Source organism: Halogeometricum sp. CBA1124, assembly GCF_009741955.1.
Classification (GTDB): Archaea; Halobacteriota; Halobacteria; order Halobacteriales; family Haloferacaceae; genus Halogeometricum; species Halogeometricum rufum.
In genome coordinates, this window is the sequence record NZ_WPCD01000035.1 from 1 (window position 1) to 23,341 (window position 23,341).

A 23,341-nucleotide genomic window follows, 5' to 3' on the forward strand; every position below is an offset into this window, starting at 1 on the left:
GATAACCTACGCGCACCAGCGCGAACAGAAGGGCCTCGCTCACGCGTTGCTCAGCGTCGAGGAGCACATCGACGACGACTTCATGCTCATCCTCGGCGACAACATCTTCGACGCGAACCTCGCGGACGTGGTCAAGCGCCAGCGAGAGGACCGCGCGGACGCCGCGTTCCTGGTCGAGGAGGTGCCGTACGAGGAGGCCAGTCGCTACGGCGTCTGCGACACCAACGCCTACGGCGAGATTACGGACGTCATCGAGAAACCCGACGACCCGCCGTCGAACCTCGTGATGACGGGGGTTCTACACGTTCTCGCCCGCCATCTTCCACGCCTGCCGTCTCGTCCAACCCTCCGACCGCGGCGAGTACGAACTGCCGACGCAATCGACTTACTCATCCACTCCGGCCGGACAATCTCGGCGGTGCCGGCGGAGGGATGGCGCGTGGACGTGGGCTACCCCGAGGACCGCGCCCGCGCCGAACGACTCGTCCGCGCCGAACGCGGCGAACTCGGTATCGACGAACTCGACGCGGCCGAACAGGCCGAACTCTCGTCGGTGACGTCCGCCGAAGACGGCGACTGAGCGACTCCGCTCGGTGTGAGGTGACGAAGCGTCTCTTTTCCGACGGTGGCTCGGGTCGGTGACGACGGTGGCTCGGGTCGGCGACGACGACGGAGGTCCCGTGACGCTGGACGGACATCTCTCCGGCGGAACGGTGTCGCTGCGATAACGAAGCGTCGGCGAGACGGGTGGCCGGTTCCCGCGAACCACTCCACCGTGTCCGCCGTTGTCGCGGGCGGTCGTCAGGCGACGCGGTCGCCGTCGAGGAACGCGGCGGCGGGGCCGTCGATTCGGATGCTCGTGAGGTTCCCCGTGAAGATGTACTGACGAGGTTCGTTCAGTATCGCGTCTTCGGCGCACTTCCCGAGGCCGGGAAGTATCGCGTCCAGGTCGTCGGCCGACTTGATTCGTCCGTCGACTGTCGCCTCGAACGTGGCGACGCCGTCGTCGGTCGGTCGTATCGTCAGGTACTGGTCGTCCGCGACGTGCTCCGTCTCCGACGTCCCCAGCGTCGAAGTCCCCATCGAAGTCGTCCCGGAGTTCTCTTGGTTCGGTTGGTCGTGGTCGGTCTCCACGTCGGCCGCGGGACCGTCGGTATCGTCGCATCCCATACTCTCTTTCATTCCCATTAACGAAATAAGTCTTGTGGTAAATGTGGCGTAGAAACGCTTGAAAGTGGAAAATACGCGTCTTTCAGAGTTTTGTGAATGGCCCTTCGACACGAACTTCAGACGGCTGTTTCTGGGCGTTTTAAGCTACCATTATCGACTGTGGCGGGTGCCGGAGTCAGATCTCCACGTAGTCGAATCCGGCGTCGCGCCACGCGTCGGCGTCGAGGATGGAGAACCCGTCCACCACGACGCGGCCGTCCATCAGGTCGGCCGCCTCGGCCGGGTCGACGTCGCGGAACGCGTCGTGGCCGGCGGCGACGACCATCGCGTCGGCGCCGTCGAGGGCGGTGTCCAGGTCCACGAGGTCGACGGCGTCGGTCCTGACGTGGGGGTCGTGAACGCGGACGTCCACGTCGCCGACCAACTGGCCGCCGTCGGCCGCCGCCGCACCGACCTCCCGTGATCCCGCCGCGGTGAGTCGTTCGACCAGTCGCAGTCCCGGACTGTGCCGCGCGTCGTCCACGTTCCCCTTGTAAGCGACGCCGAGGACCGCGACGGTCGCGTCGTCCAGCGAACCGAGTTCTCCGTCGAGGAGTTCGACCACGAAGTCCACCATCCCGTCGTTGACGCGCCGGGCGGTGGCGATGAGGTCCAGCGAGTCGGAGAACTGGCCGAGGAACCACGGGTCGATGGGCAGGCAGTGACCGCCGACGCCGGGGCCGGGGTTGAGAACGTCCACGCGCGGGTGGACGTTCGCCAGGTCGATGGCGTCGCGCGAACTGATGCCGTAGTCGTTCGCCACGCGGGCGAGTTCGTTGGCGAACGCGATGTTCACGTCTCGGTAGGCGTTCTGCGAGAGTTTCACGAACTCCGCCGTCGTCGCGTCCGGTGCGCGGTGGATGTCACCCTCGACGAGCGATTCGTACAGCGCGATGGTCTTGTCGGCGGACTCGTCGTCGATACCGCCGATGATGCGGTCGTTGTGGACGAGTTCGTGGGCGATGTTGCCCGGGAGAACCGTTTCCGGGCAGTGCGCGAGCGAGAAGTCCTCGCCGGGCGTCAGTTCCGACGCGGCGAGGATGGGAGCGAGAACCTCTTCGGTCGTTCCCGGCGGGACGGTGGACTCGAGGATGACCATGTCGTCCTCTCGGAGGTACTCCGCCACCGTCCGACCGGACATCTCGACGTACGAGAGGTCCGCGCGCTTGGAGTCCGCCTCGTAGGGCGTCGGCACGCAGACGATGTGACAGTCGGCCTCGACGACTTCGGTCGAGGGTTCCAGCCCCGCGTCGAGTGCGTCGAGGACGTACTCGCGGAGTTCCGCCTCGGTCGTGCGCGGGTTCCCGGCGCGTAACTCTTCGACGAGTTCTTCGTCGGGGTCGTAGCCGACGACGTCGTGGCCGTTGTTCGCGAACAGTGCTGCCGTTGCGAGCCCGATGTAACCGATTCCGTGTACACAGATTTTCATGGAGATACCTCCGCCGCGTCGGGTTCGACCCCGGCGGCGAGCGTGTCGAGTATTCGTTCCGCGGCGCGGCCGTCCCCGAAGGGGACGTCCCAGTCGGCGTCCTTTCCGAGCATCGTGCTCCCGGCCTCCACGACGTCGTCGGGGTCGAGTCCGGCCAGACAGTTCGCGCCCACGTAAGCGGTCTCCGGCCGTTCCGTGCTGTATCTGAGCGTCACGCAGGGCGTTCCGAGGATACAGGTCTCCTCCTGAACGCCGCCGGAGTCGGTGAAGACGAGGGCGGCGGCCGACTCCAGTCGGAGGAAGTCGAGGAAGTCCAGCGGTTCGACCGTCCGAATCTCCTCGGGGAGCGTCAGGTCGAACTCGTCGAGGCGAGACTGCGCGCGGGGGTGGATGGGGTAGACCACCTCGCGGCCGGTCTGCGCCGCGAAGCGAGAGACGCCTTCGAGGAGTCGAGCGAAACTCTCGCGGTCGTCGACGTTCTCCGCGCGGTGGGCGGTGAGGAGGTAGAAGTCGTCTTCCTGCAGACCGAGGTCCGACAGCACGTCGCTCTTCTCGGCGGCGAGGTCACGGTACTCGTACAGCGAGTCCACGATGGTGTTTCCGGTGGTCACTATCTCGCCGGCGACCGACTCCCGTTCGAGGTGGCTCCTCGTCTCCTCCGTCGGCGGGAACAGGTAGTCGGCGATGTGGTCCGTCACGACGCGGTTCACCTCCTCGGGCATGTCCCGGTCGAAACTTCGCAGGCCCGCCTCGACGTGGCCCACGTCGACGTTCGACTTCGAGGCGGCGAGTGCGCCGGCGAGCGTCGAGTTCGTGTCGCCCTGAACCAAGACGACGTCCGGCGCGTGCTCGTCGAGGACGTCCTCGATGCCCTCGAGCATCCGTCCGGTCTGTTCGCCGTGCGAACGAGAGCCGACTTCGAGGTTGTAGTCCGGCGTCGGGAGTTCCAACTGGTCGAAGAACACCTGGTCGAGGTCCTCCGAGTAGTGTTGCCCGGTGTGAACGAGGAGGCAGTCGACACCTCGACGGTCGCACGCCTTGATGACGGGTGCGAACTTGATTATCTCCGGTCGAGTGCCGAGGACGATTGCCACCTGCGACGCGCCGCCACTGTCGGCCGTCATCGGTGTCGGGGGACCTGACGCCGTTCGTCTCGGACGCCGTCCTCGGTTCGTTCGACCGCGTTCCTGTGAGTGGTCATAGATCGTTGTCTACCGTACTGGGGGTCCCGTACACGCTTTGTTATAGGGAACCTGTACGCGACGAGAAGGCGAAAAATCGGGGGACGGCGCGGGATTCCGGCGCTCGGAGCCGCGTCCGCCGATTCGGGCCGAAGGCAGTAACTTCCGTCCGTCTCCGCCCGGGTTCGACGGCGCCGAGCCCTCGCCGTCAGACGAGTGTCCGACGCGCCCGCGAGATGAGTCACGGCGCGCGCGTCGCTGAGAGCGGAGAAGCGGGGGAGAAGGGGATGCGTCCGAGCGCGAGGCTACCTATTCGGTCTTCGACTCCGCCCGTAGGGGTGGTCACCGGGCCGACGCGTCGCCGGCGGACCTACTCGTCCAGCGAGACGTACTGGTCTTCCCACTCCCGTCGTTCGTGGATCGCGCGTTGGCCTTCCTCGGAGATGGTGTAGTAGTTGGTCCGTCGGTCCTGCTGACCTTTGTCCACCAGCCCTTCTTCGACGAGTGCGTCGAGGTTGGGGTACAGTCGCCCGTGATTAACCTCGCCCACGTCTTTTCCAATTCGTTCCTTAATCTCTTGCCCGGAGGGACGGTCGGAGCCTGCGATTACGTACAGGAGGTCCCGCTGAAAGCCTGTTAACTCGAACATCTCGGTTTCGACCCGTCTTTTGTTCCCATCCGGTATTGTTAGTCACTGATACACGTCTGGTGTTCGTGTATTAACAGCCCGTCGTCTGGTTAGATTCCCGTCGTACCGCGCACCGGGTCCCTCCCCAGAACGCTAATGCCCGGCTTTACGCCGAAAAATCTGTTGTAAACTTTCCATCTGTGAACGATCCGCGCGAACCCGCGTCCGTGGCCGATCGCCGACAGTAGGCACCGCTGTCACGACATAAGCGAGTCGATAACAAAGATACTGAGTCGAATACGTCAAGTCGGCGATTTGCATCGGCAGTCGCGGGCGCGCGGGGACGACAACACGCCTGACACGAAATGTGATGATCGACCTATCCAAAGACGAGCTGTTCCGAATACTCAGTAACTCTCGTCGTCGGTACATCATCTACTACCTCCACGAGGCTGGAGACGAGATGAGCCTGAAACAGTTGGCGGCCCAGATCGCGGCCGTCGAGAACGGCACATCGGTAGATGAGGTGACGGACGAGGAGCGACAGCGGGTGTACATCTCGCTGTATCAGACACATCTCCCGAAGTTAGAGGAGGCTGGCATCGTCTCGTACGACGACGAGGAGCGCATCGTCGCGCTCACACCGGAGATTGCGAGCGAGGGATTCTTCTGGATGCGAACGGAGGACGAATCCCGGCCGTGGGCGACCTACTACGCCATCCTGGGTGCGGTGGGGTGGCTCGCGATACTCGCGCGAGCGGTCGCCCTAGAGGCGCTTCCGTGGTTCGCCATCGCCGTGCTCGTCTCGACTGCGATACTCGCCCTCGCGGGCGCACAGTATCTGGCCGAGTCGAGCGGCGAGGAGACCACGGACTCGTTCGAGACGCTCATCGAATGAGAACGCGTCGGTGGGGCAGCGTAGAGCGCACACCTTTCTCCGGTCTCTCGCCACCCGAGTACCGAAACTACCGGCCGGTCTGACACGTCGGTATCTCGCCCATAGTGTCAGCTGTTTGCAATCCGTGCAGATACTGCGAGAGAATTACTGCCGCGCAGTTCGAATTTTCGTTCGCTCTCGAATTTCGTGGTATCGGGCGGGTTAGACACACAATTCGAGTGAGTTAGCCGTTCGATTTCTGTTAGGGGATGTGTTAATATCTTTGGCCAAGTCCTTAAGAAATACGCTCGCTGCGCGAACGACAGCAGAACCTGCGACTCGAAGGCAGGTATATGTCGGCCCCTGTAGAAGGAGTAGTTGACCTCTCGTGCGGGGTCGAACCAGCGACGTAGGACGTCGCCCACCGCGAGCCAATCGGGAAATATCAAATTAACCTGGTGGGTGACACCGACGACCGGCGCAACGGCGCCTCTCGACGAGAGGGAGGTAGGCAGATGGCACTCGAAACACTCACCCAATCCAAGACGCAAGACGCCTCGACCCCCGAGGCGGACGCAGCCGAACAGCCCGAACAGCAGGAAGACGCGCAGGAACTCCTCTCGAAGGACACCATCTTCGAACTGCTGAAGAACCAGCGACGCCGCGACGCCATTCGGTACCTGAAGGAGAACGACGGCGAGGCGAAACTCGGCGACATGGCCGAGTACATCGCCGCGAAGGAGAACGACATCGAGATCGCACAGCTCTCCTCCAGCCAGCGCAAGCGCGTGTACATCGGTCTCTACCAGTGTCACCTTCCGAAGATGGCCAACTCCGGCGTCATCGACTTCGAGAAGAACCGCGGCGACATCACGCTGAAGCCGATGGCCGAACAGCTCGAACCGTACCTCGGTGACTCGACACCCGCGGACGACGACGTGCGTTCCTCGTCGCCGAAGCGCAACGTCGCCGTCGCCGGCGCCGTCGGCGTCGCCGTCGCCGCCGGCCTCCTCGGTGCTCCCGGGTTCGCACTCGTTCCCGCCGCCGGATGGGCGGTCGTCAGCACCACCGCGCTCGTCGTCCTCACCGCGATGGAGACGTACCGCCAGCGCGACGTCGACCGCTAGTCGGCTCTTCTTTTCGGAGGTGTTCGGTGGCTGACTCGACTTCGACTGGCAGCCGTCGCTCACCTCCTCGAAATTTTTTCACACGCGAGAGACACCGTCTGCATACTGTCTTTCTTTCGAGCTGGTGTCTGACACCAAAATCGCGCCGTTAGAACAATTTATTGACACATTCGAGTGAACCGGTACGTACGATGCCGCGAGCCGGCCGAATCAGGGGTCGTATTCTCGGGAAACGGTGCGCCTAACCACGCGTTGCGAGCGTGACACGCTGCCTATAACAATGCCTGTTCGGCCCACCTAGCGTACTATGCCACTACACTCCGCCCGGCCGAACGGCACGGCGTCAGTTCGTCCGTGCTGGGAGGGACCCGGATGAGCGACGTCCGCGAGGCGGTCGTCCTCGCCGCAGGTGAGGGTCGGCGGCTCCGTCCGCTCACGAAGTATCTCCCGAAGCCGATGCTTCCCGTCGCGAACCGACCGGTCGTCGACTACGTCCTCGACGCGCTCGTAGACAGTGGCATCGAACGCGTCGTCGTCGTGGTCGGCTATCGCGGCGACCGCATCCAGACGCACCTCACCGCGGCGTATCAGGACCTGGACGTCGAGTTCGTCCAGCAGCCCTCCCGTCTCGGGAGCGGTCACGCCCTGATGCAGGCGTCCGGGATGGTGGACGGCGACTTCCTCGTCGTCAACGGAGACAACATCATCGACACCGAAATCGTCGAGTCGACGCTGGAACGGTACGAGTCGACCGACTGCGCCGCCACCGTGGCGGTCGCACACTCGGACACCCCCGAGGAGTACGGCGTCGTCATCACCGACCGCGGCCTCATCGCCGACATCGACGAGCATCCGGTCGAGCGAGAGGGCTACGTCGTGACGCCGGCGTCTACGCGTTCGACGACTCGGTGTTCGACGCCCTCGACCAGACCGACCCGTGGCAAGGCGAGATTCGGCTGACGGACGCCATCGAGCATCTCGACGGTCCCGTCACCTCCATCCTCGTCAACGGCGGGTGGCTCGACCCCTCGACCCCCTGGCAGTTGCTCTCGGTCTCCGAGACGCTCCTGGGCCGCCACTACGGGTCGGACGTGTACGTCGCGGACTCCGCGCGCGTCCACGAGTCGGCCATCATCGAGGGGCCGGTCGTCATCGGCAAGGACTGCGACGTGGGCCCCGGCGCGGTCATCCGGTCGGGGACGTGTCTGCAGGACAACGTCCACGTCGGGGCCAACTCGGTCGTCGAGCGGTCCATCGTGTCGACGGACGCGCACGTGGGGGCGAACGCCCTCCTGCGCGACTCCGTCGTCGGGTCCGGCGCCCGCATCGGCGACTGCGTCGCCACTCGCTGCGGACGGGCGGACGTCGTCGTCGACGGCCGCCTCTACACGGACCGCAGAATCGGAAGTATCGTCGCCGACCGCGCCACGGTCGGTGCGAACGCGACGCTTACGGCAGGTAGCAGCGTCGGCGCCGAGGCCACCGTCGGTGCCGGCGTGGTCGTGGACGGAGTCGTCCGCGAGCAGTCAGAGGTGGCAGCGTAACTATGTGTGGAATAACCGCGTGCATCGGGCAGGACGACACGGTCGAACCGCTGTTAGAAGGACTCGAACGGCTCGAGTACCGGGGATACGACTCCGCGGGCCTCGCCGTCAAGAACGGCTCTAGCATCCAGCTGAACAAGAAGACGGGCGAGGTCGAAGAACTCGTCGCCGCCGTCGAATCGAACCCCATGTCGGGCAGCCTCGGTATCGGGCACACCCGCTGGGCCACTCACGGTGGCGTCACCGACGAGAACGCGCACCCGCACACCGACGAGTCGGGGCGCGTCGCCGTCGTCCACAACGGCATCATCGGGAACTACCAGTCGCTGAAGACGGAACTGGAGTCCCGCGGCCACGTGTTCGCCAGCGAGACGGACACCGAAGTCGTCCCGCACCTCATCGAGGAGGAACTGAACAACGGCGCGACGCCCGAGGAGGCGTTCCGTTCGGCCATCGCCCGCCTCTCCGGCACGTACGCCATCACCGCCATCATCGGCGAAGAGGAGGCCATCTACGCGACCCGGTCGGGGTCGCCGCTCTGTCTCGGCATCGGGCCGGGCCAGTACTTCCTCGCCAGCGACGTACCGGCGTTCGTCCAGCACACCGACCAGGTGGTCTATCTCCACGACGGCGACTTCGTGAAGGTGACCAAGGACGGCTACGAGATAACCGACGGCGCGGGCCGGTCCGTCTCTCGGGAGGTCCAGCGCGTCGAGTGGAGCGCCGAGACGGCGAGCAAGGGCGGCTACGAGCACTTCATGCTCAAGGAGATTCACGAGCAGCCCGGGTCGCTCCGCAACACCATCCACGGCCGACTGAACGCGCTCACGGGCACCGTCGAACTCGACGAGTTCCCGCCGGAGACGTTCGCCGACGTGGACCAGGTCCAGTTCGTCGGGATGGGCACCTCGTACCACGCCGCCATGTACGCGTCGTCGATGCTCTCGTCGCGCGGCGTTCCGGCGTACGCGTTCCAGGCCGGCGAGTACGGACTCGTCAGTCCGCCGGTGACGGACAACACGCTGGTCATCGCCGTCACGCAGAGCGGTGAGACGGCGGACACGCTCGACGCCATTCGGCGCGCCAAGAGCGCCGGCGCAGAAACCGTCGCGGTCACCAACACCGTCGGGTCGTCCATCACGCGGGAGTGCGAGGACACGCTCCTCATCCGCGCGGGCCCCGAAATCGGCGTCGCCGCGACCAAGACGTTCTGTTCGCAGGTCACCGCCCTGTCGCTCCTCGGCGAGCGACTCGTCGAGGACATCACGGGCACGCGCACCTCTGACGGCCGCGAACTCGTCGAGGCGCTCTCTCGACTCCCCGGCCACGTCCAGGAGATACTCGACACCTCCGTGGCGCCGGCGCTCGCACAGGAACTCCACGACAGCGACTCGTACTTCTTCATCGGTCGGGGCGTCGGGCACTCGGCCGCGCTGGAGGGTGCGCTGAAGTTCAAAGAGATCACCTACGAGCACGCGGAGGGGTTCGCGGCTTCGGAGCTGAAGCACGGACCGCTGGCGCTCGTCACGCCGAACACGCCCGTCTTCGCGCTGTTCACCGGCTTCGAGGACGAGGCGACGCTGAGCAGCATGAAGGAGGTACAGGCGCGGGGCGCGCCCGTCATCGCCATCACGAGCAAGACGGACAGCGAGATAGCGGAGTTCGCGGACTACGTGCTCTCCATCCCCGAGACGCACCCGGACGTCGCCGGCATCCCCGCCAGCGTCCAACTCCAACTCGTCGCCTACCACGCCGCTGACCTCCTCGACCGGCCCATCGACAAGCCGCGCAACCTCGCGAAGTCGGTGACGGTCCACTGACGCGCCGACCGCCGTCCGTCGCTGTTCTCTCCGCGGGCCGCCCGTCGAATTTACTATCCCAATTATCCGTGCACGTTGGCGGTACAATCCGGCCAAATTCGCGTTAACATTCTAGTAATCGTACCTTTATTGCCGAATATCACCAGTAGAAGCTCTCTCGCAGTTTCTGCAGAGTGTTCTCAGATTCGAGTAGGCAGGGCTTACGCGAACCGGTACGGTGGGTCTACTCTCGCGGCGGTCTCAGTATGTGGCGATTACATAAGGTGGGGACTCCCGATAGGTGACTCCATGGCAGCGAGCACACACTGGGTCGCATCGTCGTCCCTCCTCCTGGAGGAGGTTGCAAGTGATGACCTTCTCGACGCCCTCGGGGACGAGGTCGCACGCGAGATTCTGGTCGCCGGCAAAGAGGGACCGGTCACGGCGGAGGAGCTGGCAGACTCCTGCGACGTCTCCGAGTCCACCATCTACCGCCGACTCGACCGCCTGAACGAACTCGGTCTGGTCGAGCGCTGCAACCCGCTTCTCAGCGCCTCGAAGGGCTCCTACCAGACCCGTATCGACGGGCTCTCTCTCTCCGTGAACGAGGAGGGTATCGGCATCGAACAGGGCCCGAGCGACTCCAAACTCGACGCGATGGAGACGGTGCTCGACGTCGTCGACGTCCAGCACGTGAACTACGACGCCGAGGAGGACCTCGTGGACGTCCAGTTCAAACTCGACCCCGAACTGTTCGAGACGTTCATGTCCGTCTACACCCGAAAGCGCGACCGCTAGCCACGGTCCGCATCCCCCCACCCCCTCGCCGAGAGCGACGGCGGACGCCGTCGCCTCTCGACTCCCTTTTCGAGCCGCAACCGTCGATAGTGCACAGCGTCCGCGAGTCAGTCGCCGGCAGCGAACCGCACTCACGCACCGACTCACGACGGCGGGGCCGCCCGCGCCTCAGCGGTCCCGCGTGACCGTCTCGCCGGGCAGCACCGTCGCCTCGGGCGACAGGACGCGCCCGCGTTGAGGCTGCTGTTGATGCCGGTCTTCGCGTCGTCGCCGACGACGACGCCGAGCTTTCGGCGGCCGGTGTCCACCCGCCGGTCTTTGACCGTCAACGTCACGTTCTCGCCGTCGTGCCGCAGGTTCGCCACCTTCGTCCCGGCGCCGAAGTTCACGTTCCGGCCGAGGACGCTGTCGCCGACGTACGTGAGGTGGCCCACCGTGGCCCCGTCCATGAGGACGCTGTTCTTCACTTCGACGGCGTGGCCGACCTTCGCGTCCTCGCCGACCAGCGTCGCGCCGCGGACGTAGGCGTTCGGCCCGACGGTCGCTCCCGACTGGATCAGCGCGGGGCCGTCGACGACGACGCCGGAGCGGATTTCAGCGCCCTCCTCGACGACGACGGGACCGTTCAGTTCGGCCCCCTCGCTCACGTCGCCCTCGACGCGCGTCTCCATCTCCGCGAGTTTCCACTCGTTCGCTTCGAGCAGTTCCCACGGTCGGCCGACGTCGAGCCAGCGGTCGAACGCGACGGGTCGCACGTCGTACGCCTCGCAGGACCGCGAGAGCACGTCCGTCAGTTCGAGTTCGCCGCGCTCGGACGCCTCGACGTCGAGCAACCAGCCGTGGGCGTCCTCGGGGAAGACGTACGCGCCCGCGTTGACGAGGTTCGAGGGCGGGTCGCTCGGCTTCTCGACCACGCCGGTCACGTAGCCGTCGTCGGTTTCGAGGACGCCGTAGGAGGTCGGGTCGGCCACCTCGAACGACCCGACTGCCGGACCGCCGTCGTAGAGCGCCGTCAGCGACGGCACGTCGTAGAGGGCGTCGCCGTTGAGGACGGCGAAGCGCCCCTCGTCGAGGACGTCCAGCGCCGAGCGGACGGCGTCCGCCGTCCCGAGTTGCTCCTCCTGAACGGCGTACTCGACGGGGACGCCCGCGTACTCCTCGCCGAAGAACGAGCGCACGTCGTCGGCTTCGTACCCGACGACGAGGACTAACTCCGTCGCTCCGGCCTCGACGGCGGCGTCGACGGTGTGTGCGACCAGCGGTTTCCCGGCCACCGGGAGCATCGGTTTCGGTCTGTACTCCGTGAGCGGCCACATTCGACTGCCGACGCCCGCCGCAAGGACTACCGTTTGCATACGCCCCCTACGGAGATGGACGGAAAATCTATTTGTTCACTACGACGGGATGCCGTTCGATTAGGCGGCGTCTACCGCGCCGAGAACGAGTTCCAGTGCCGCGCGGGCGCGACCCCGCGCGAGGAGTTCCCACGCGGCGTCGCTCGTCTGCGTGCCGAGTCGACCGGACGCTTCGAGTCCGGCGACGATGCCCGGCACTTCGCGGTCGTACCAGTCGGTCGGGTCCGCGCCGTCGGTTCCGGTCGGCTCCACGCTGGCGGTTCCACTCGCCCCCGCCCCAGACTGCTCTGCGGGCGAACTCATCGCTGCCACCTCGTCGAGAACGCGGAGCGGTCGGTCAGATGCATACGGTACCTACACGATTGTCAAAGATAGTTATCGTCCCGAACACCGACTTAACAGGAAGCTATCGCGTCCGTCACTCGGTTCCGGACACGTTCGCACCGACGACGCGTCCGCGGCGGTGAGGCGAGTCGCTCCCGGGGCGACAGGGGAGCGTCGTCGGCACCGTCTCACCCGCTTCGGTCACAGTCGGGACACAGCGTCGTGGCGGAGAGGGCCATCGTCCCGGTTACGGCGCGGGTCAGGGGGGCGCCGCACTCCGTACACCGCGGCCGGGTCTCGTTCGTAGCGTTCATGATACGCCCGAGATAGGCGTCCGAGCCGTTTGGTTATGAGGGGGCTGTGGATCTACCGTCGTCGCCGGCCTCTCTTTCACTCGCCGGGGCGGTTCGCGGGCGACGGCACCGAGCACAGAACTCGTCAGACGATTGTAATCAAGAGGTGACTTTCTGCCGTAAGAGTCAGTCCGGACAGAAGCCGGCTTCGGGCGGGGGACGAGTCGTCCTAAACCGACGATTTAGCCCCTAAAGACGGACCTTACGTGTCTCGCCGCTGGCGAGGGTGACGGGCTCTCAGAGCAGTTTCGTTCGACGGACCGAGATGCGGCCACAGAAGATTTTGAGACGCGATAGCATCTCTACGACGTTCTGAACAGTTCGTTTAGGACTCTCGAACGTTCTTAACGAACCTCGACGCTGACAGTCTCCACGCCCGATCAGTTCGAACACATATCCTCGTCTTTCGCTCTCTCACTCGTCGCTTCTCGGCACATTCATTTACAATTGTATGTATGTAATGGCTACCTGTGGCCCGCCGATGGAAATGTCTGTACGAGAGTGATTCGCTCTCTCAGCCGACCGAGCCGGCCGGTCCTCTCGGCGGCGTGCGCGCACCGCGAACCGTAAGCAGTGCTTACGACGGCCTCGTACCCGGTGTGCCCCGAAGACGAGACGGCCGCGGACCGGTTCGCCAATCGGACGGCTCGTGACGACGCTCTCGCGCCCGGGCGTACGCCCAAATAGTCTAACGACTTCTATCTACTAGTTCGCGCTCTCGAACTCGCCGTCTCGCCGCGCCCGCCGGCCGTGCGTTCGTCGCCTCTCGGCGTCGCGTCCGGGCGTTCGTCTCTTTCTCCTCCCGCCTCGTCGCGTTCTGTGCGAGAGTTCTCCTCTCGACCCGAGCAGATTGGACGTTCGACCGGTTTCGCAGCGTGCGGGAACGGGTGGCAACAGGGTGGTGGGCCGACGTGCAGACGGTGCGAACGAACCTCAACCGTTATTACACACCCTGTCTCACAGTAGCACGATGCTCCGACGCGCGTCCCGACCGCTCGCACGCCTCTTCGGAAGTACCGACTCCGGCCCGAAACCGTGTCCCTCGTGCGGGTTGCTCCTCGGTGACGGGGGCGACGCGTCGTACCACTGCGACGTGTACGGCGCCGCCCGCGTCGAACGGTGTCCGGGGTGCGAGGAGACGCTCTCGGTTCGCTCCATCGTCCCCACGGACGTCTGACTCCCGACCGCCCGCCTGCGGTGGTGACGACTCGACGAGGCGGCGCGCGGCGACTGTCGCGCCCTACTCGTCGCCGACGCCGTGTTGGACGAACACCGTCTTCCGATTCACGAACTCGCGGATTCCCTCCTTCCCGAGTTCGCGGCCGTAGCCGGACTCTTTGACGCCGCCGAACGGCAGTCGCGGGTCGGACTTCGTGAGTTCGTTGACGAACACCGCGCCGGAGTCGATTCGCCCGGCCACCTCCTTCCCGCGTTCGAGGTCCGTCGTCCACACGCTCCCCCCGAGTCCGTACTGCGAGTCGTTCGCCAGTTCGACGGCCGCCTCTTCGCTCTCGACGCGGAAGACGGACGCGGCGGGGCCGAACAGTTCCTCGCGGGCACCTGGCGAGTCGCGCGGCACGTCGGTCAGCACCGTCGGCGGGTAGAAGTACCCCTCCCTGTCGAGGGGTTCGCCGCCCGTCTCCACCGTCGCGCCCATCTCCACCGTCTCCTCGACCTGTTCCTGCAGGTCGGATAGCAGGTCCTCGCGCGCCTGCGGGCCCACGTCGGTGTCGTCGTCCTTGGGGTCGCCCACCTGCAACGCCTCCATCTCGGCGACGAACTTCTCGACGAACTCGTCGTACACGTCGTCGTGGACGATGAACCGCTTGGCGGCGATGCAGGACTGCCCGGAGTTGATGGTACGCGCCCGTGCCCCCGTCTCCGCCGCCTCGTCGATGGGGGCGTCGTCGAGGACGACGAACGGGTCGCTGCCGCCGAGTTCGAGGACGCTCTTCTTCAGGTTCCGACCCGCCTGCTCGGCGACGGCCCGGCCCGCGGGACCGCTTCCGGTCAGCGTGACGGCCCGCACGCGTTCGTCCGCGACGACGTCCTCCACCTGGTCGGAGTCGACGAGGAGCGACTGGAAGACGCCCTCCGGATACCCGGCCTCGCTGAACACCTCTTCGATGACCTTCGCGCACCCCGGCACGTTCGAGGCGTGCTTCAACAGGCCCACGTTGCCGGACGTGAGGTGCGGGGCGGCGAAGCGGAACACCTGCCAGAGGGGGAAGTTCCACGGCATGACCGCGAGGATGGGGCCGAGGGGGTCGTACCGGACGTACGTCTCGGCGTCTTTCGGTCCGTTCACGGTCTTCTCTTGGAGGTGTTCGGCCGCGTGTTCGGCGTAGTAGTCGCAGACCCACGCGCACTTCTCCACCTCCGACCGCGCCTGCGAGATGGGCTTGCCCATCTCCTCGGTCATCAACTCGGCGAACTCCTCGTCTCGGTCGCGGAGGACTTCGCCCGCGTCGGCGAGGAGTTCGCGCCGGTCGGTCAGCGACCGCTCCCGCCACTCCTCGAAGGCGTCCACCGCCCGCGACAACGCCGCTTCGACCGCTTCGTCGTCGTGTTCGTCGTACTCGGCGCGGACTGACTCCGTGTACGGGTTGACGCTCTGCATCTCTGTCGGACCCACGCCCGTCGCCGGGTTAACTCTCGGGGCCGACGGGCGAGCGAACGGCCCGCACCGCGACTCAGTGGTCGACGACCGTCATCTCCTCGACGGGCCACTGACTCAGCAGTTCGACGCCGTCCTCGCGGACGACGACCATCTCCTCGACGCGCACGCCCTGTCGCTCCGCGGGTTCCTGCGTCTCGACGGCCATCGTCATCCCTTCTTCTATCTCGATGGGGTGGTCCGGCGAGATACCGCGCCATATCAGCGGCACCTCGTACAGTTGGAGGCCCAGTCCGTGCGCCCAGTGGTTCGTCGTCAACTGCCAGTGTTCGTCGGCCCCGTACCAGTCGGCGTGTTCGCCCTCCATGTCCGGGAACGCCGCCGCCACCTCGGCGGTCGTCTTCCCCGGCTCTATCTCCTCCAACACGTCGTACAGGTTGTCGCGGGCCGTCTCGTACGCCTCCGTCTGTGCGTCCGTCGGTTCGCCCACGGAGAACGTCCGGTAGTAGCAGGAGCGGTAGCCGAGGTAGCCGATATTGTAGAAGTCGGCGTACACGAGGTCGCCGGGGCGAATCAGTCGGTCCGTCGTGTTCGCCTGGTGCTTCGGCCACGTGTTCGGCCCGGAGGTGAGGTACCCGCCGTGCACCGTCGCGCCGTGGCGCCACAGTTCGCGGACCGCGTCGCCCCACACCTCCGACTCGCGCCGCCCCGGTTTCGCGCCCTCGGCGATGGCCTGAAAGCCCGCCTCGCAGACGGCGGCGACCTGCCGGAGACACTCGATTTCGTCCTCGGTCTTCGTCTTCCGCGCGTCCGCCATGACGGCCGCGCAGTCGTCGGGTCGGAGGTCGACGCCCTGCGACTCGAACGCCGCGTGCAGGCCGCCGTGGTCGACGTCGATGCCCATCGGTTCGCTCCGCAGGTCGTACTCGTCGAGGGCGTCGACGACCGTCTCGGCCATCTTCCGGAGGAGGAACGACCGCGCCGAGTCGCGACCGGACGCGCGCGGGACGTTCCCCAGTCCGGGACAGGCGTAGCGAATATCGTTCAGCCACGGGCAGTTGTACCGCTGGTTGCTCGCGTGGTCGGCGGTGTCCCAGTGGACGACGGCCCCGTCCTCCAGCAGGAGCGAGTAGTGGTCTGCGCCGGACCCGCCGGTCATAGCCAGTCCGGTGACGTAGCGGATGTTCGGGTCCGAGACGAGGAGCATGCTCCCGAGGCCGGCGTCGCGCATCCGTTCGAGCGCGCGTTCCTTTCGCTCCTCGCGCATCCGCGCCACGTCGATTCGCTCCTCCCAGTCGACGGCCATGGTGCCGCGGGTGCCACTCATGAACTCCCGGTCGTGAAACGGCATGCCCGTACCGACAGCCGACGCCCACATCAAGTTTCCTCACGATTTATGCTCCCAAACCGAGAACGCCCGGACGGACATGTACAAGCACGTCGCGCTACTCGTCCGTCGGGACGGGATGACGCACGACGAGTTCGTGGAGTACTGGCAGGAGAACCACACTCCCATCGCGCGCGACATCGAGGGGGTCGTCCGCTACCAGACGGTCCTCCCCGTCGACCCGGAGGCGAGCGAGTTCGACGGCGTCGCGGAACTCTACTTCGAGGAGTTGGACGCCCTGCACGCCGCCCTCGGGAGTCCGGGATCGCGAGACTACGACCCCGCGAAGGGGACGGCGAAGGCGGCGAGAGAGGACGTGGACGAGTTCCTCGCCGTCGACAGTCGGCCGCGCCTCATCGGCGAGGAGTTCGTCGAGAAGGACGAGACGGGCGGCGACACGACGGGCCTGTACAAGCACTCGGCGTTCCTCGTCAGGAAAGCCGGCATGTCACACGACGCGTTCCTCGACCACTGGGCGAACGAGCACGTCCCCCTCGCGCGGGAGATTCCGGGCGTCGTCCGCTACACCCGCGTCGTCCCGACGGACCCCGAGAACGCGGAGTTCGACGGCGTCGCCGAACTCTACTTCGAGAGTCTGGACGCCCTCCGCGCCGCCCTCGGCCACGAGTCCTCCCGCGACTACGACCCCGGCCACTCGAAGGCCGCGGCGGCGCGGGACGACGTCGAGAACTTCCTCTCTCTGGAGGACCGGCCGCGGTTCGTCGGCCGCGAGACGGTCCAGAAGGACGAGACGGGGCGGTGAACGGATGACCGACGCAGACGGACCCGACGCGGACGACACCGACGCCGACGGCGGAGACGACACTGACGCGGGCGGCGGGGACGACGCGGCGGGACACTGGGCGTACCGCAGTCAGGTCGAAGCCGCGTTTCCCGAACTCGCCGATATCGAGGACGACGAACTCCGCGAGCAGGTGACCGAGGCGTGGTGTCTCGGCCTCGAACGCGGGGGGTGGCACGACGTCCGCGACGTGCCGTACGCGTGGAACATCCACGAGGTATCGAACGTCGAACACGTGCGCGGCGTCACCCGAATCGCCGTCGCGTCGGCAGAGGAGCAACGAGACTTCCACGGCGCGGACCCCGACTTCGACGTGGTGCGGGCCGCCTGCCTCCTGCACGACGTGGGCAAGTGCTACGAGTACGTGGATTTCGTGGACGACGACTGCCGCTCGGACCCCGACCCCACGTACGCGAGCGAGGAGATACCCCACTCGTTGTCGGGGTACGCCCTCGCGCACGAAGTCGGCTGTCCGCTGGCCGTTCAGCGCGCAATTCCACACTTCCTCGGCGAGGTTCCGACGCGAACGCTGGAGGCCGAACTCGTCAAGAGCGCGAACTCGGCGTCCTCGAACGCCATCACGCAGGCGACGATGGGCATCAGCCTCGACGAGTGGGTCGAGGAGTACTCCCAGACCAGTTGATTCGGCCGCCGTCTCCCGACGCCGACGACCCCCCAACGCTTTCTCTCCGGCCCGTGTAGGAGGCGTCGATGCGAAAGCGTGTCAACCTCGACGAGTTGGAGATTCAGGACGTAGACCACGCCGAGGCGGGCGTTCGCGCCGTCGGCTACGAACTCCGCCCCGAGAAGATGCGCCCGACGGTGTGGACGTTCGAGGAGGGCGGTTACGGGCCGAACCACCGGCAGGAGGAACAGGAGGAACTGTACCACGTCCTCTCGGGCCGGTTCGAGATGGTGTTCGCCGACGAGACGATGACGCTCGACGTGGGCGACGTGGTGGTCGTCTCGCCCGAGGAGGAGCGACAACTCCGCTGTCTCGACGACGGCGAGGTGTTCGTCGTCGGCGCGCCGAACGTGAAGGACGACGGCGTCGTCGTCGACTGACGCGCCGCGGACGCGCGAGTGCCGTTCGTGCGGACCCGGCGTCACGCGCGTCGCCGGCGCGTGGAAGGTCAGACCGGGTCGAGTCCGTGCGCCTCGCGCAGGACGTTCACGTAGTCGCGGAACCCCGCCTCCAGGCCGTAGTCGGGTCGGTAGCCGAGGTCCGTTCGCGCCTTCGACGTGTCGAGTCGCTGCGTCCACGGCAGTTCCCCCTCGTCGGAGACGGTGAGGTCGGCGTCCGGCAGTAACTCCCGCATCGTCTCGACGGCCTCCCGAACCGTGGCGAGTTCGCCGCGGACGTTGTAGACGCGTTGCGTGAGGTCGGCCTCGGGCGCGAACGCCGCCAGTCGGAACGCCGTCGCCACGTCGCGGACGTGTTGCCAGTCGATGACCTGGTCCCCGTACTCGACGCTGAACGGTTCGCCGAGGGCGGGTTTCTCGACGATGTTCGCGAGGAACGCCGACCCGCCCGTCTCGCGGTACGGGCCGTAGGCGACGGTGGGGCGGAGGCCGACGTGCGAGACGCCGAAGTCCTCGTGATACACCCGCGCCTGATGCTCGTTGTACTCCTTCGTCGCGCCGTACAGGGTGTCGGGGTAGACGAGGTCCGACTCGGTGACGAACTCGTCGCCGTAGTTCGCCGGCGGCGCGTACACCGCCGCCGAGGACGCCCACGCGACGCGTTCGACCTGGTCCGACAGCGACCGCGCCGCCTCGAACACGTTGTTCGTCCCCTCGACGTTCACCCGGAGGGCCGCCCGGGGGTTCTCCCGCGCTGAGTTCGTCAGGAGGGCCGCGAGGTGGACGACGCGCGTCGCGCCCGTCTCTCGAATCGCGCGAATCACGTCCGGCGCGTCGGTCACGTCGCCCCGCCGGACGGTCACGTCGTCGGCGACGCCGAGTTTCTCGAGGATTCGCGCGTCCGCCGAGAGGTCGTACGCGACCACGTCGTGACCGTGGTCCACCAACTCGCGGGCGACGTACGACCCGATGAACCCCGTTCCGCCGGTAACTATCACGGTCGATGAAGACATACTGAGGAGTCGCGCGGCGGGCACACAAAACTGTTTCCCGGCGGGACGGTAGCGGGCCGGCGGCCGACAAGCCGTGTCCGCCTACTCGTGCAGACCGCCGACAGACGCGTAGAACGACGACTGGAGCGTCTCGGCCATGTCCTCGTCCCGGTCGATTCGCGCGTCCACCACCGTCGGCGTCGCACTCGCCTTCCCGTCGCGGAGGGCGTCGCCCAGTTCGTCCGGCGACTCGACGCGGACGCCTTCCGCGCCGAACGCCTCGGCGACGCGGGCGAAGTCGGTGTCGTGGAACTCGACGCCCGCGATGTCGTCCGGCCCGCGTTGCATCTGCCGCACCATCCCGAGGCTGGTGTCGTTGAGGACGACGAACGTCGGTGCGACGCCCTGCTCTACCGCCGTCTCCACGCTCGTCATCGTCATCGCGAACCCGCCGTCGCCGGCGACGGCCAGCACGTCCTTCTCCGTCGCCAGCGCCGCCGACACCGCCGCGGGGTTCGCCCAGCCCATCCCGCCGACGCCGCCGCTTCCGAAGTACGTCCGGACGGCGGGCGTCTGCAGGTAGTTCAGGAGCCAGAAGCGGTTGTTGCCGGAGTCCGCCGTCACGACGGTGTCCGCGTCCACCACGCGTTCTATCTCCTTGACGGCGCGTTGCGGGAGCATCGGCGTCGCCGCCGACTCGCACTCGGGCGCGTCGAACGACTCCCGCGCCGTCGCCGCCCGCGACTCGGCCCAGTCGTTCGACGCCGCGCCGGCCTCGGCGAGTTCGCGGAGCGACTCCGCCGCGTCGCCTATCAGGCCCACGTCAGCGGGGTACACCCACCCGGCGTTGCGCGCGTCAACGTCGGCGTGGACAATCGTCTGCTCCGCGGGTCGGACGAAGTCCGGCGCGCCCCAGTTCGTGTCCATCGGATTCAGCCGACAGCCGACGACGAGGAGCGCGTCCCCCTCGCTGACGACCCGGTTCGCCCCCTCGTGGCCGAACGACCCGACGACGCCGCCCGCCAGTCGGTGCGTCTCGGGGAACGTCGACTTGCCGAGGTAGGAGGTGACGACGATAGCGTCGTATCGCTCCGCGACGGTCCGGAGTTCGTCGTACGCGCCCGCGGCGTGGACGCCGTTGCCCGCGACGACGACGGGTCGGTCGGCGGACTCCAGGGCTTCGACGGCGGCGGCAACGTCCCGCGGCGTCGGCGCCGCCGACCACGTCCGCGTCTGCGCCGCGTCGTCCCAGACGGGCGGAATCGGGTCGTCCGGCATCTCCTCGGTCACGGCGTTCCCGTCGAGGACGACGGCCGTCGGCCCGGGTCGTCCGGCGACGGCGTGCTTGAACGCCAACTGGAGGCTCCGAACCGTCTCCGGCGGCGTGCGCGGACACCAGTGTTCCTTCGTCACCGCGTCGAGAATCTTCGGCAGTTCGACGCCGCCGTAGTCGCCGCGGGACTGCTGGTACGGCGCGACGGTGGAGTAGTCGCCTCGCTCGGAGGCTTCGGTGACGACGACCATCGGTGACGACCCGAGTCGCGCTTCCATCTGGCCGATGACACCGAGGCTGCCTATCCACGGCCCCTGCCCGACGAGGACGCCGGGGTCGCCCGTGAGGCGGCCGTGCATCTCGGCCATGACGCTCGCCTCGCGTTCGTCGCGCGGGCGGACCAGGTCCACCGACGACTCCGGCAGGCGGTCGAACAGTTCGATGACCCGGCCGCCGGGGTAGCCGAAGACGCGTTCGACGCCGAGGTTCTCCAGTGTCTCGACGAGTCGTTCGCTCGTGTTCATGCCGCCGGGGCCGCGCGCTCGGACGCTCTGAGAGAACTATCCTGTACGTTCATTACGTTTCCATCCCGCCGGCCGGTACTTTGCTCTGTCGCCGCCGAGGAACGCGGCGGACGGTTCCGTGACGACTCGCCGCGCGATGTTACACGGGTAGTGGTGTAAGGAAAACGGTCAATCGGGGGGTAAGGTTCGCCCGGACACGAGATATAGCTTCACCAGTCCATGTCGGGGGTTTATACGCAGACCCGATGCACCGGACGTCCGGGACGGGCCGCCGCCGTCACCGCGACGGCCACTCCGGGTCGCGGCCCTCGAGGAACGCGTCGATGCCCTCGTCCTTGTCGCCGACGGCGAACAGTTGGGCGAACAGTTCCGCCTCGTACTCGATTCCCCGGTCGAGGTCCATCCGCGAGGCGGCTTTGACGGCCCGCTTCGCGTGTCCGAGAGCGACGCCGCTCTTCTCGGCCATCGACCCCGCGAGTTCGTACACCCGGTCGTCGAACGTCTCCTCGTCGTGTACCTCGTCCACGAGTCCGATGTCCCGCGCCTCCTCGGCCGAGACGAGTTCGCCGGAGAGGACGAGACGCATCGCCTGCCCCTCGCCGACGAGGCGGACGAGTCGTTGCGTGCCGCCGCCGCCGGGCATGAGCCCCAAGTTGATTTCGGGTTGCCCCAGTTTCGCCCGTTCGTGGGCGATGCGCACGTCGCAGGCCTGCGCGAGTTCGCACCCGCCGCCGAGGGCGTGCCCGTTCAGGCGGGCGACGACTGGTTGTCGCAGGTCGGCGACGTACTCGTAGACGCGCGGCCGTTCGCTCGCCGCGCGTTGGGCCAGCATGTCGCGTTCGCGCAGTTCCGTCACGTCCGCCCCGGCGACGAACGCCTTCGCCTCGTCGGCCCCCGTGAGGACGACGACGCGGGCGTCGCTGTCCTCGACGGCGTCGAGGACGCGCTTCAACTCCGCGCGCAACTGCGCGTTCAGGGCGTTCCGCGCGTCGGGGCGGTTCATCGTCACCGTCGTGACGCCCTCGACTCGGTCGTCCACCGCCACGTCCACCGTCTCGCAGTCGGCGGCGACCGATTCCACGTCCTCGGGTCCCTCGGCCGCCGGTCCGCCGCGCGTCGGTCCGTCTCCCGCGTCGTCGCCCGACTCACCGCCTCCCGCGCCGCCGTCCGGGTCGTCGCTCATCGCTCTCCGCCCTCGTCGCTGACGCCCACCTTCTCGTCGCCCTCCCACAGGTAGAACCCCTCGCCCGTCTTCCGGCCGAGTTTCCCGGCGCGCACCTTCCGCTTGAGAATCTGCGGCGGCCGGAAGCGCTCCCCGAGTTCCTCCCGCAGGTACTCGAGGATGTCGAGGCGGACGCGAGTCCGACCACGTCGCCGAGTTCTATCGGTCCCATCGGGTGGTTGTACCCCAACTCCATCGCCGCGTCGACGTCTTCGGCCGACGCGACGCCCTCCTGAACCATCCGCATCGCCTCGCAACCGAGTGCGACGCCGAGGCGCGAGGAGGCGAATCCGGGCGAGTCCCGCACCTCCACCGCCGTCTTCCCCACGTCTTCGACGAACTCGTGGGCGAAGTCCAGCGTCGCCGCCGTCGTCTGTTCGGCGGCGACGACTTCCACCAGCGCCATGATGTGGACGGGGTTGAAGAAGTGCAGGCCGACACCGCGCCCCGGTCGGTCGAGGGCGCTCAGAATCTCCGTCACGGACAGCGACGACGTGTTCGTCGCGAGGACGGCGTCCGCGTCGGCGAACCCCTCCACCTCGCGCATCGTCTCGCGCTTGAGGTCCATCTCCTCGGGCACCGCCTCTATCACGAGGTCGGCGTCCGCGACCGCGTCCGCCAGCGAGGTGGTCCCGGTGAGGCGGTCCAGCGTCGCGGTCATCTCCGCTTCGGTCACCTTGTCGCGTTCGACGCCGCCGCGGAGGTTCTCCTCGACGGCGTCTATCCCGTCCCGAACGTACTCGTCCGCCACGTCTCGCATCACCACGTCCTGTCCGGCCATCGCGGACACCTGGCGCGATTCCGTGCCCCATCCGTC

General features: G+C 66.8%; 19 protein-coding genes and 3 pseudogenes. 10 read left to right on the plus strand and 12 right to left on the minus strand.

Translation table 11 applies throughout. The features are described 5' to 3' along the window. Positions 1-580: sugar phosphate nucleotidyltransferase (locus GJ632_RS07015; protein WP_191452507.1), on the plus strand; the 580-nt coding region annotated here is incomplete at its 5' end. A 221-nt stretch (positions 581-801) separates the two neighbouring features. On the opposite strand, the gene GJ632_RS07020 is transcribed toward GJ632_RS07015, so the two are convergent. The 4 genes from GJ632_RS07020 to GJ632_RS07035 all read right to left on the minus strand — a co-directional run bounded on the left by GJ632_RS07020 (position 802) and on the right by GJ632_RS07035 (position 4,468). Further along, the gene (locus tag GJ632_RS07020) at positions 802-1,170 is read right to left on the minus strand and encodes a hypothetical protein (protein WP_191452508.1); all 369 of its coding nucleotides are present in this window, start codon (positions 1,168-1,170) and stop codon (positions 802-804) included. A 175-nt stretch (positions 1,171-1,345) separates the two neighbouring features. Further along, positions 1,346-2,638, minus strand: a complete 1,293-nt coding sequence (locus GJ632_RS07025) for a nucleotide sugar dehydrogenase (protein WP_191452509.1) — start codon at positions 2,636-2,638, stop codon at positions 1,346-1,348. After that, on the minus strand, positions 2,635-3,762 hold the full coding sequence (gene wecB / locus GJ632_RS07030) for a non-hydrolyzing UDP-N-acetylglucosamine 2-epimerase (RefSeq protein ID WP_191452510.1): 1,128 nt from the start codon (positions 3,760-3,762) through the stop codon (positions 2,635-2,637). The genes GJ632_RS07025 and wecB overlap by 4 nt, the downstream gene beginning before the upstream one ends. 427 nt (positions 3,763-4,189) lie before the next feature. Continuing rightward, a complete protein-coding gene (locus GJ632_RS07035; protein WP_089811200.1) occupies positions 4,190-4,468 on the minus strand; it encodes a PadR family transcriptional regulator in 279 nt (92 codons plus the stop codon). Between the two features lie 349 nt (positions 4,469-4,817). Here GJ632_RS07035 and GJ632_RS07040 point away from each other — a divergent pair, with 349 nt between their 5' ends. The 5 genes and pseudogenes from GJ632_RS07040 (at position 4,818) to GJ632_RS07060 (ending at position 10,592) form a co-directional block, all read left to right on the plus strand. After that, positions 4,818-5,345 carry a transcriptional regulator gene (locus tag GJ632_RS07040; protein WP_089811198.1) on the plus strand — a complete coding sequence of 176 codons (528 nt, stop codon included), beginning with the start codon at positions 4,818-4,820 and terminating at the stop codon, positions 5,343-5,345. A gap of 494 nt (positions 5,346-5,839) precedes the next feature. Then, positions 5,840-6,451 carry a hypothetical protein gene (locus tag GJ632_RS07045; RefSeq protein ID WP_089811196.1) on the plus strand — a complete coding sequence of 204 codons (612 nt, stop codon included), beginning with the start codon at positions 5,840-5,842 and terminating at the stop codon, positions 6,449-6,451. A 372-nt stretch (positions 6,452-6,823) separates the two neighbouring features. After that, positions 6,824-7,995 (plus strand): annotated as a pseudogene (locus GJ632_RS07050) (sugar phosphate nucleotidyltransferase). A 2-nt stretch (positions 7,996-7,997) separates the two neighbouring features. Further along, positions 7,998-9,815, plus strand: a complete 1,818-nt coding sequence (gene glmS / locus GJ632_RS07055; protein WP_191452511.1) for a glutamine--fructose-6-phosphate transaminase (isomerizing) — start codon at positions 7,998-8,000, stop codon at positions 9,813-9,815. 288 nt (positions 9,816-10,103) lie between these two features. After that, entirely contained in the window at positions 10,104-10,592 is a 489-nt protein-coding gene (locus GJ632_RS07060) for a winged helix-turn-helix domain-containing protein (protein ID WP_089811190.1), read from the plus strand. Positions 10,593-10,760: 168 nt separating this feature from the next. Here GJ632_RS07060 and glmU read toward each other — a convergent pair. Both glmU and GJ632_RS07070 read right to left on the minus strand, forming a co-directional pair. Next, positions 10,761-11,947, minus strand: a pseudogene (gene glmU / locus GJ632_RS07065) (bifunctional sugar-1-phosphate nucleotidylyltransferase/acetyltransferase). 60 nt (positions 11,948-12,007) lie between these two features. Continuing rightward, positions 12,008-12,250: a harpin-binding protein gene (locus GJ632_RS07070; protein WP_191452513.1), complete on the minus strand. Its 243-nt coding sequence runs from the start codon at positions 12,248-12,250 to the stop codon at positions 12,008-12,010. 1,344 nt (positions 12,251-13,594) lie between these two features. Here GJ632_RS07070 and GJ632_RS07075 point away from each other — a divergent pair. Continuing rightward, positions 13,595-13,801: a hypothetical protein gene (locus GJ632_RS07075; RefSeq protein WP_089811185.1), complete on the plus strand. Its 207-nt coding sequence runs from the start codon at positions 13,595-13,597 to the stop codon at positions 13,799-13,801. 63 nt (positions 13,802-13,864) lie between these two features. Here GJ632_RS07075 and GJ632_RS07080 read toward each other — a convergent pair whose 3' ends face one another. Both GJ632_RS07080 and GJ632_RS07085 read right to left on the minus strand, forming a co-directional pair. After that, positions 13,865-15,244, minus strand: a complete 1,380-nt coding sequence (locus GJ632_RS07080) for an NAD-dependent succinate-semialdehyde dehydrogenase (RefSeq protein ID WP_191452514.1) — start codon at positions 15,242-15,244, stop codon at positions 13,865-13,867. A 73-nt stretch (positions 15,245-15,317) separates the two neighbouring features. Further along, entirely contained in the window at positions 15,318-16,568 is a 1,251-nt protein-coding gene (locus tag GJ632_RS07085; protein WP_191452520.1) for a Xaa-Pro peptidase family protein, read from the minus strand. 100 nt (positions 16,569-16,668) lie between these two features. Here GJ632_RS07085 and GJ632_RS07090 point away from each other — a divergent pair, with 100 nt between their 5' ends. The 3 genes from GJ632_RS07090 to GJ632_RS07100 all read left to right on the plus strand — a co-directional run bounded on the left by GJ632_RS07090 (position 16,669) and on the right by GJ632_RS07100 (position 18,495). Beyond that, positions 16,669-17,391, plus strand: coding sequence for an EthD family reductase (locus GJ632_RS07090; RefSeq protein ID WP_191452515.1), 723 nt, complete (start codon positions 16,669-16,671; stop codon positions 17,389-17,391). Between the two features lie 4 nt (positions 17,392-17,395). Continuing rightward, the gene (locus GJ632_RS07095) at positions 17,396-18,073 is read left to right on the plus strand and encodes an HD domain-containing protein (RefSeq protein WP_191452516.1); all 678 of its coding nucleotides are present in this window, start codon (positions 17,396-17,398) and stop codon (positions 18,071-18,073) included. A gap of 68 nt (positions 18,074-18,141) precedes the next feature. Further along, a complete protein-coding gene (locus GJ632_RS07100) occupies positions 18,142-18,495 on the plus strand; it encodes a cupin domain-containing protein (RefSeq protein ID WP_191452517.1) in 354 nt (117 codons plus the stop codon). 68 nt (positions 18,496-18,563) lie between these two features. Here GJ632_RS07100 and GJ632_RS07105 read toward each other — a convergent pair whose 3' ends face one another. From GJ632_RS07105 to GJ632_RS07120, 4 genes and pseudogenes are all read right to left on the minus strand, one after another. Further along, complete coding sequence (locus GJ632_RS07105; RefSeq protein ID WP_191452518.1) at positions 18,564-19,526, minus strand: NAD(P)-dependent oxidoreductase; 963 nt, start codon at positions 19,524-19,526, stop codon at positions 18,564-18,566. Positions 19,527-19,607: 81 nt separating this feature from the next. Next, positions 19,608-21,302: a thiamine pyrophosphate-binding protein gene (locus GJ632_RS07110; protein ID WP_191452519.1), complete on the minus strand. Its 1,695-nt coding sequence runs from the start codon at positions 21,300-21,302 to the stop codon at positions 19,608-19,610. Positions 21,303-21,579: 277 nt separating this feature from the next. Next, complete coding sequence (locus GJ632_RS07115; RefSeq protein ID WP_231751386.1) at positions 21,580-22,485, minus strand: enoyl-CoA hydratase/isomerase family protein; 906 nt, start codon at positions 22,483-22,485, stop codon at positions 21,580-21,582. After that, positions 22,482-23,305, minus strand: a pseudogene (locus tag GJ632_RS07120) (3-hydroxyacyl-CoA dehydrogenase family protein). Before GJ632_RS07120 ends, GJ632_RS07115 begins: the two are co-directional and overlap by 4 nt. Between the last annotated feature and the right edge of the window lie 36 nt (positions 23,306-23,341).

What these genes read in the sequence shown, in the direction of transcription:
- GJ632_RS07020 (WP_191452508.1), bottom strand. Translation starts at nt 1,170, where the DNA reads ATGGGATGCGACGATACCGACGGTCCCGCGGCCGACGTGGAGACCGAC.
- GJ632_RS07025 (WP_191452509.1), bottom strand. Translation starts at nt 2,638, where the DNA reads ATGAAAATCTGTGTACACGGAATCGGTTACATCGGGCTCGCAACGGCA.
- wecB (WP_191452510.1), bottom strand. Translation starts at nt 3,762, where the DNA reads ATGACGGCCGACAGTGGCGGCGCGTCGCAGGTGGCAATCGTCCTCGGC.
- GJ632_RS07035 (WP_089811200.1), bottom strand. Translation starts at nt 4,468, where the DNA reads ATGTTCGAGTTAACAGGCTTTCAGCGGGACCTCCTGTACGTAATCGCA.
- GJ632_RS07040 (WP_089811198.1), top strand. Translation starts at nt 4,818, where the DNA reads ATGATCGACCTATCCAAAGACGAGCTGTTCCGAATACTCAGTAACTCT.
- GJ632_RS07045 (WP_089811196.1), top strand. Translation starts at nt 5,840, where the DNA reads ATGGCACTCGAAACACTCACCCAATCCAAGACGCAAGACGCCTCGACC.
- glmS (WP_191452511.1), top strand. Translation starts at nt 7,998, where the DNA reads ATGTGTGGAATAACCGCGTGCATCGGGCAGGACGACACGGTCGAACCG.
- GJ632_RS07060 (WP_089811190.1), top strand. Translation starts at nt 10,104, where the DNA reads ATGGCAGCGAGCACACACTGGGTCGCATCGTCGTCCCTCCTCCTGGAG.
- GJ632_RS07070 (WP_191452513.1), bottom strand. Translation starts at nt 12,250, where the DNA reads ATGAGTTCGCCCGCAGAGCAGTCTGGGGCGGGGGCGAGTGGAACCGCC.
- GJ632_RS07075 (WP_089811185.1), top strand. Translation starts at nt 13,595, where the DNA reads ATGCTCCGACGCGCGTCCCGACCGCTCGCACGCCTCTTCGGAAGTACC.
- GJ632_RS07080 (WP_191452514.1), bottom strand. Translation starts at nt 15,244, where the DNA reads ATGCAGAGCGTCAACCCGTACACGGAGTCAGTCCGCGCCGAGTACGAC.
- GJ632_RS07085 (WP_191452520.1), bottom strand. Translation starts at nt 16,568, where the DNA reads ATGAGTGGCACCCGCGGCACCATGGCCGTCGACTGGGAGGAGCGAATC.
- GJ632_RS07090 (WP_191452515.1), top strand. Translation starts at nt 16,669, where the DNA reads ATGTACAAGCACGTCGCGCTACTCGTCCGTCGGGACGGGATGACGCAC.
- GJ632_RS07095 (WP_191452516.1), top strand. Translation starts at nt 17,396, where the DNA reads ATGACCGACGCAGACGGACCCGACGCGGACGACACCGACGCCGACGGC.
- GJ632_RS07100 (WP_191452517.1), top strand. Translation starts at nt 18,142, where the DNA reads ATGCGAAAGCGTGTCAACCTCGACGAGTTGGAGATTCAGGACGTAGAC.
- GJ632_RS07105 (WP_191452518.1), bottom strand. Translation starts at nt 19,526, where the DNA reads ATGTCTTCATCGACCGTGATAGTTACCGGCGGAACGGGGTTCATCGGG.
- GJ632_RS07110 (WP_191452519.1), bottom strand. Translation starts at nt 21,302, where the DNA reads ATGAACACGAGCGAACGACTCGTCGAGACACTGGAGAACCTCGGCGTC.
- GJ632_RS07115 (WP_231751386.1), bottom strand. Translation starts at nt 22,485, where the DNA reads ATGAGCGACGACCCGGACGGCGGCGCGGGAGGCGGTGAGTCGGGCGAC.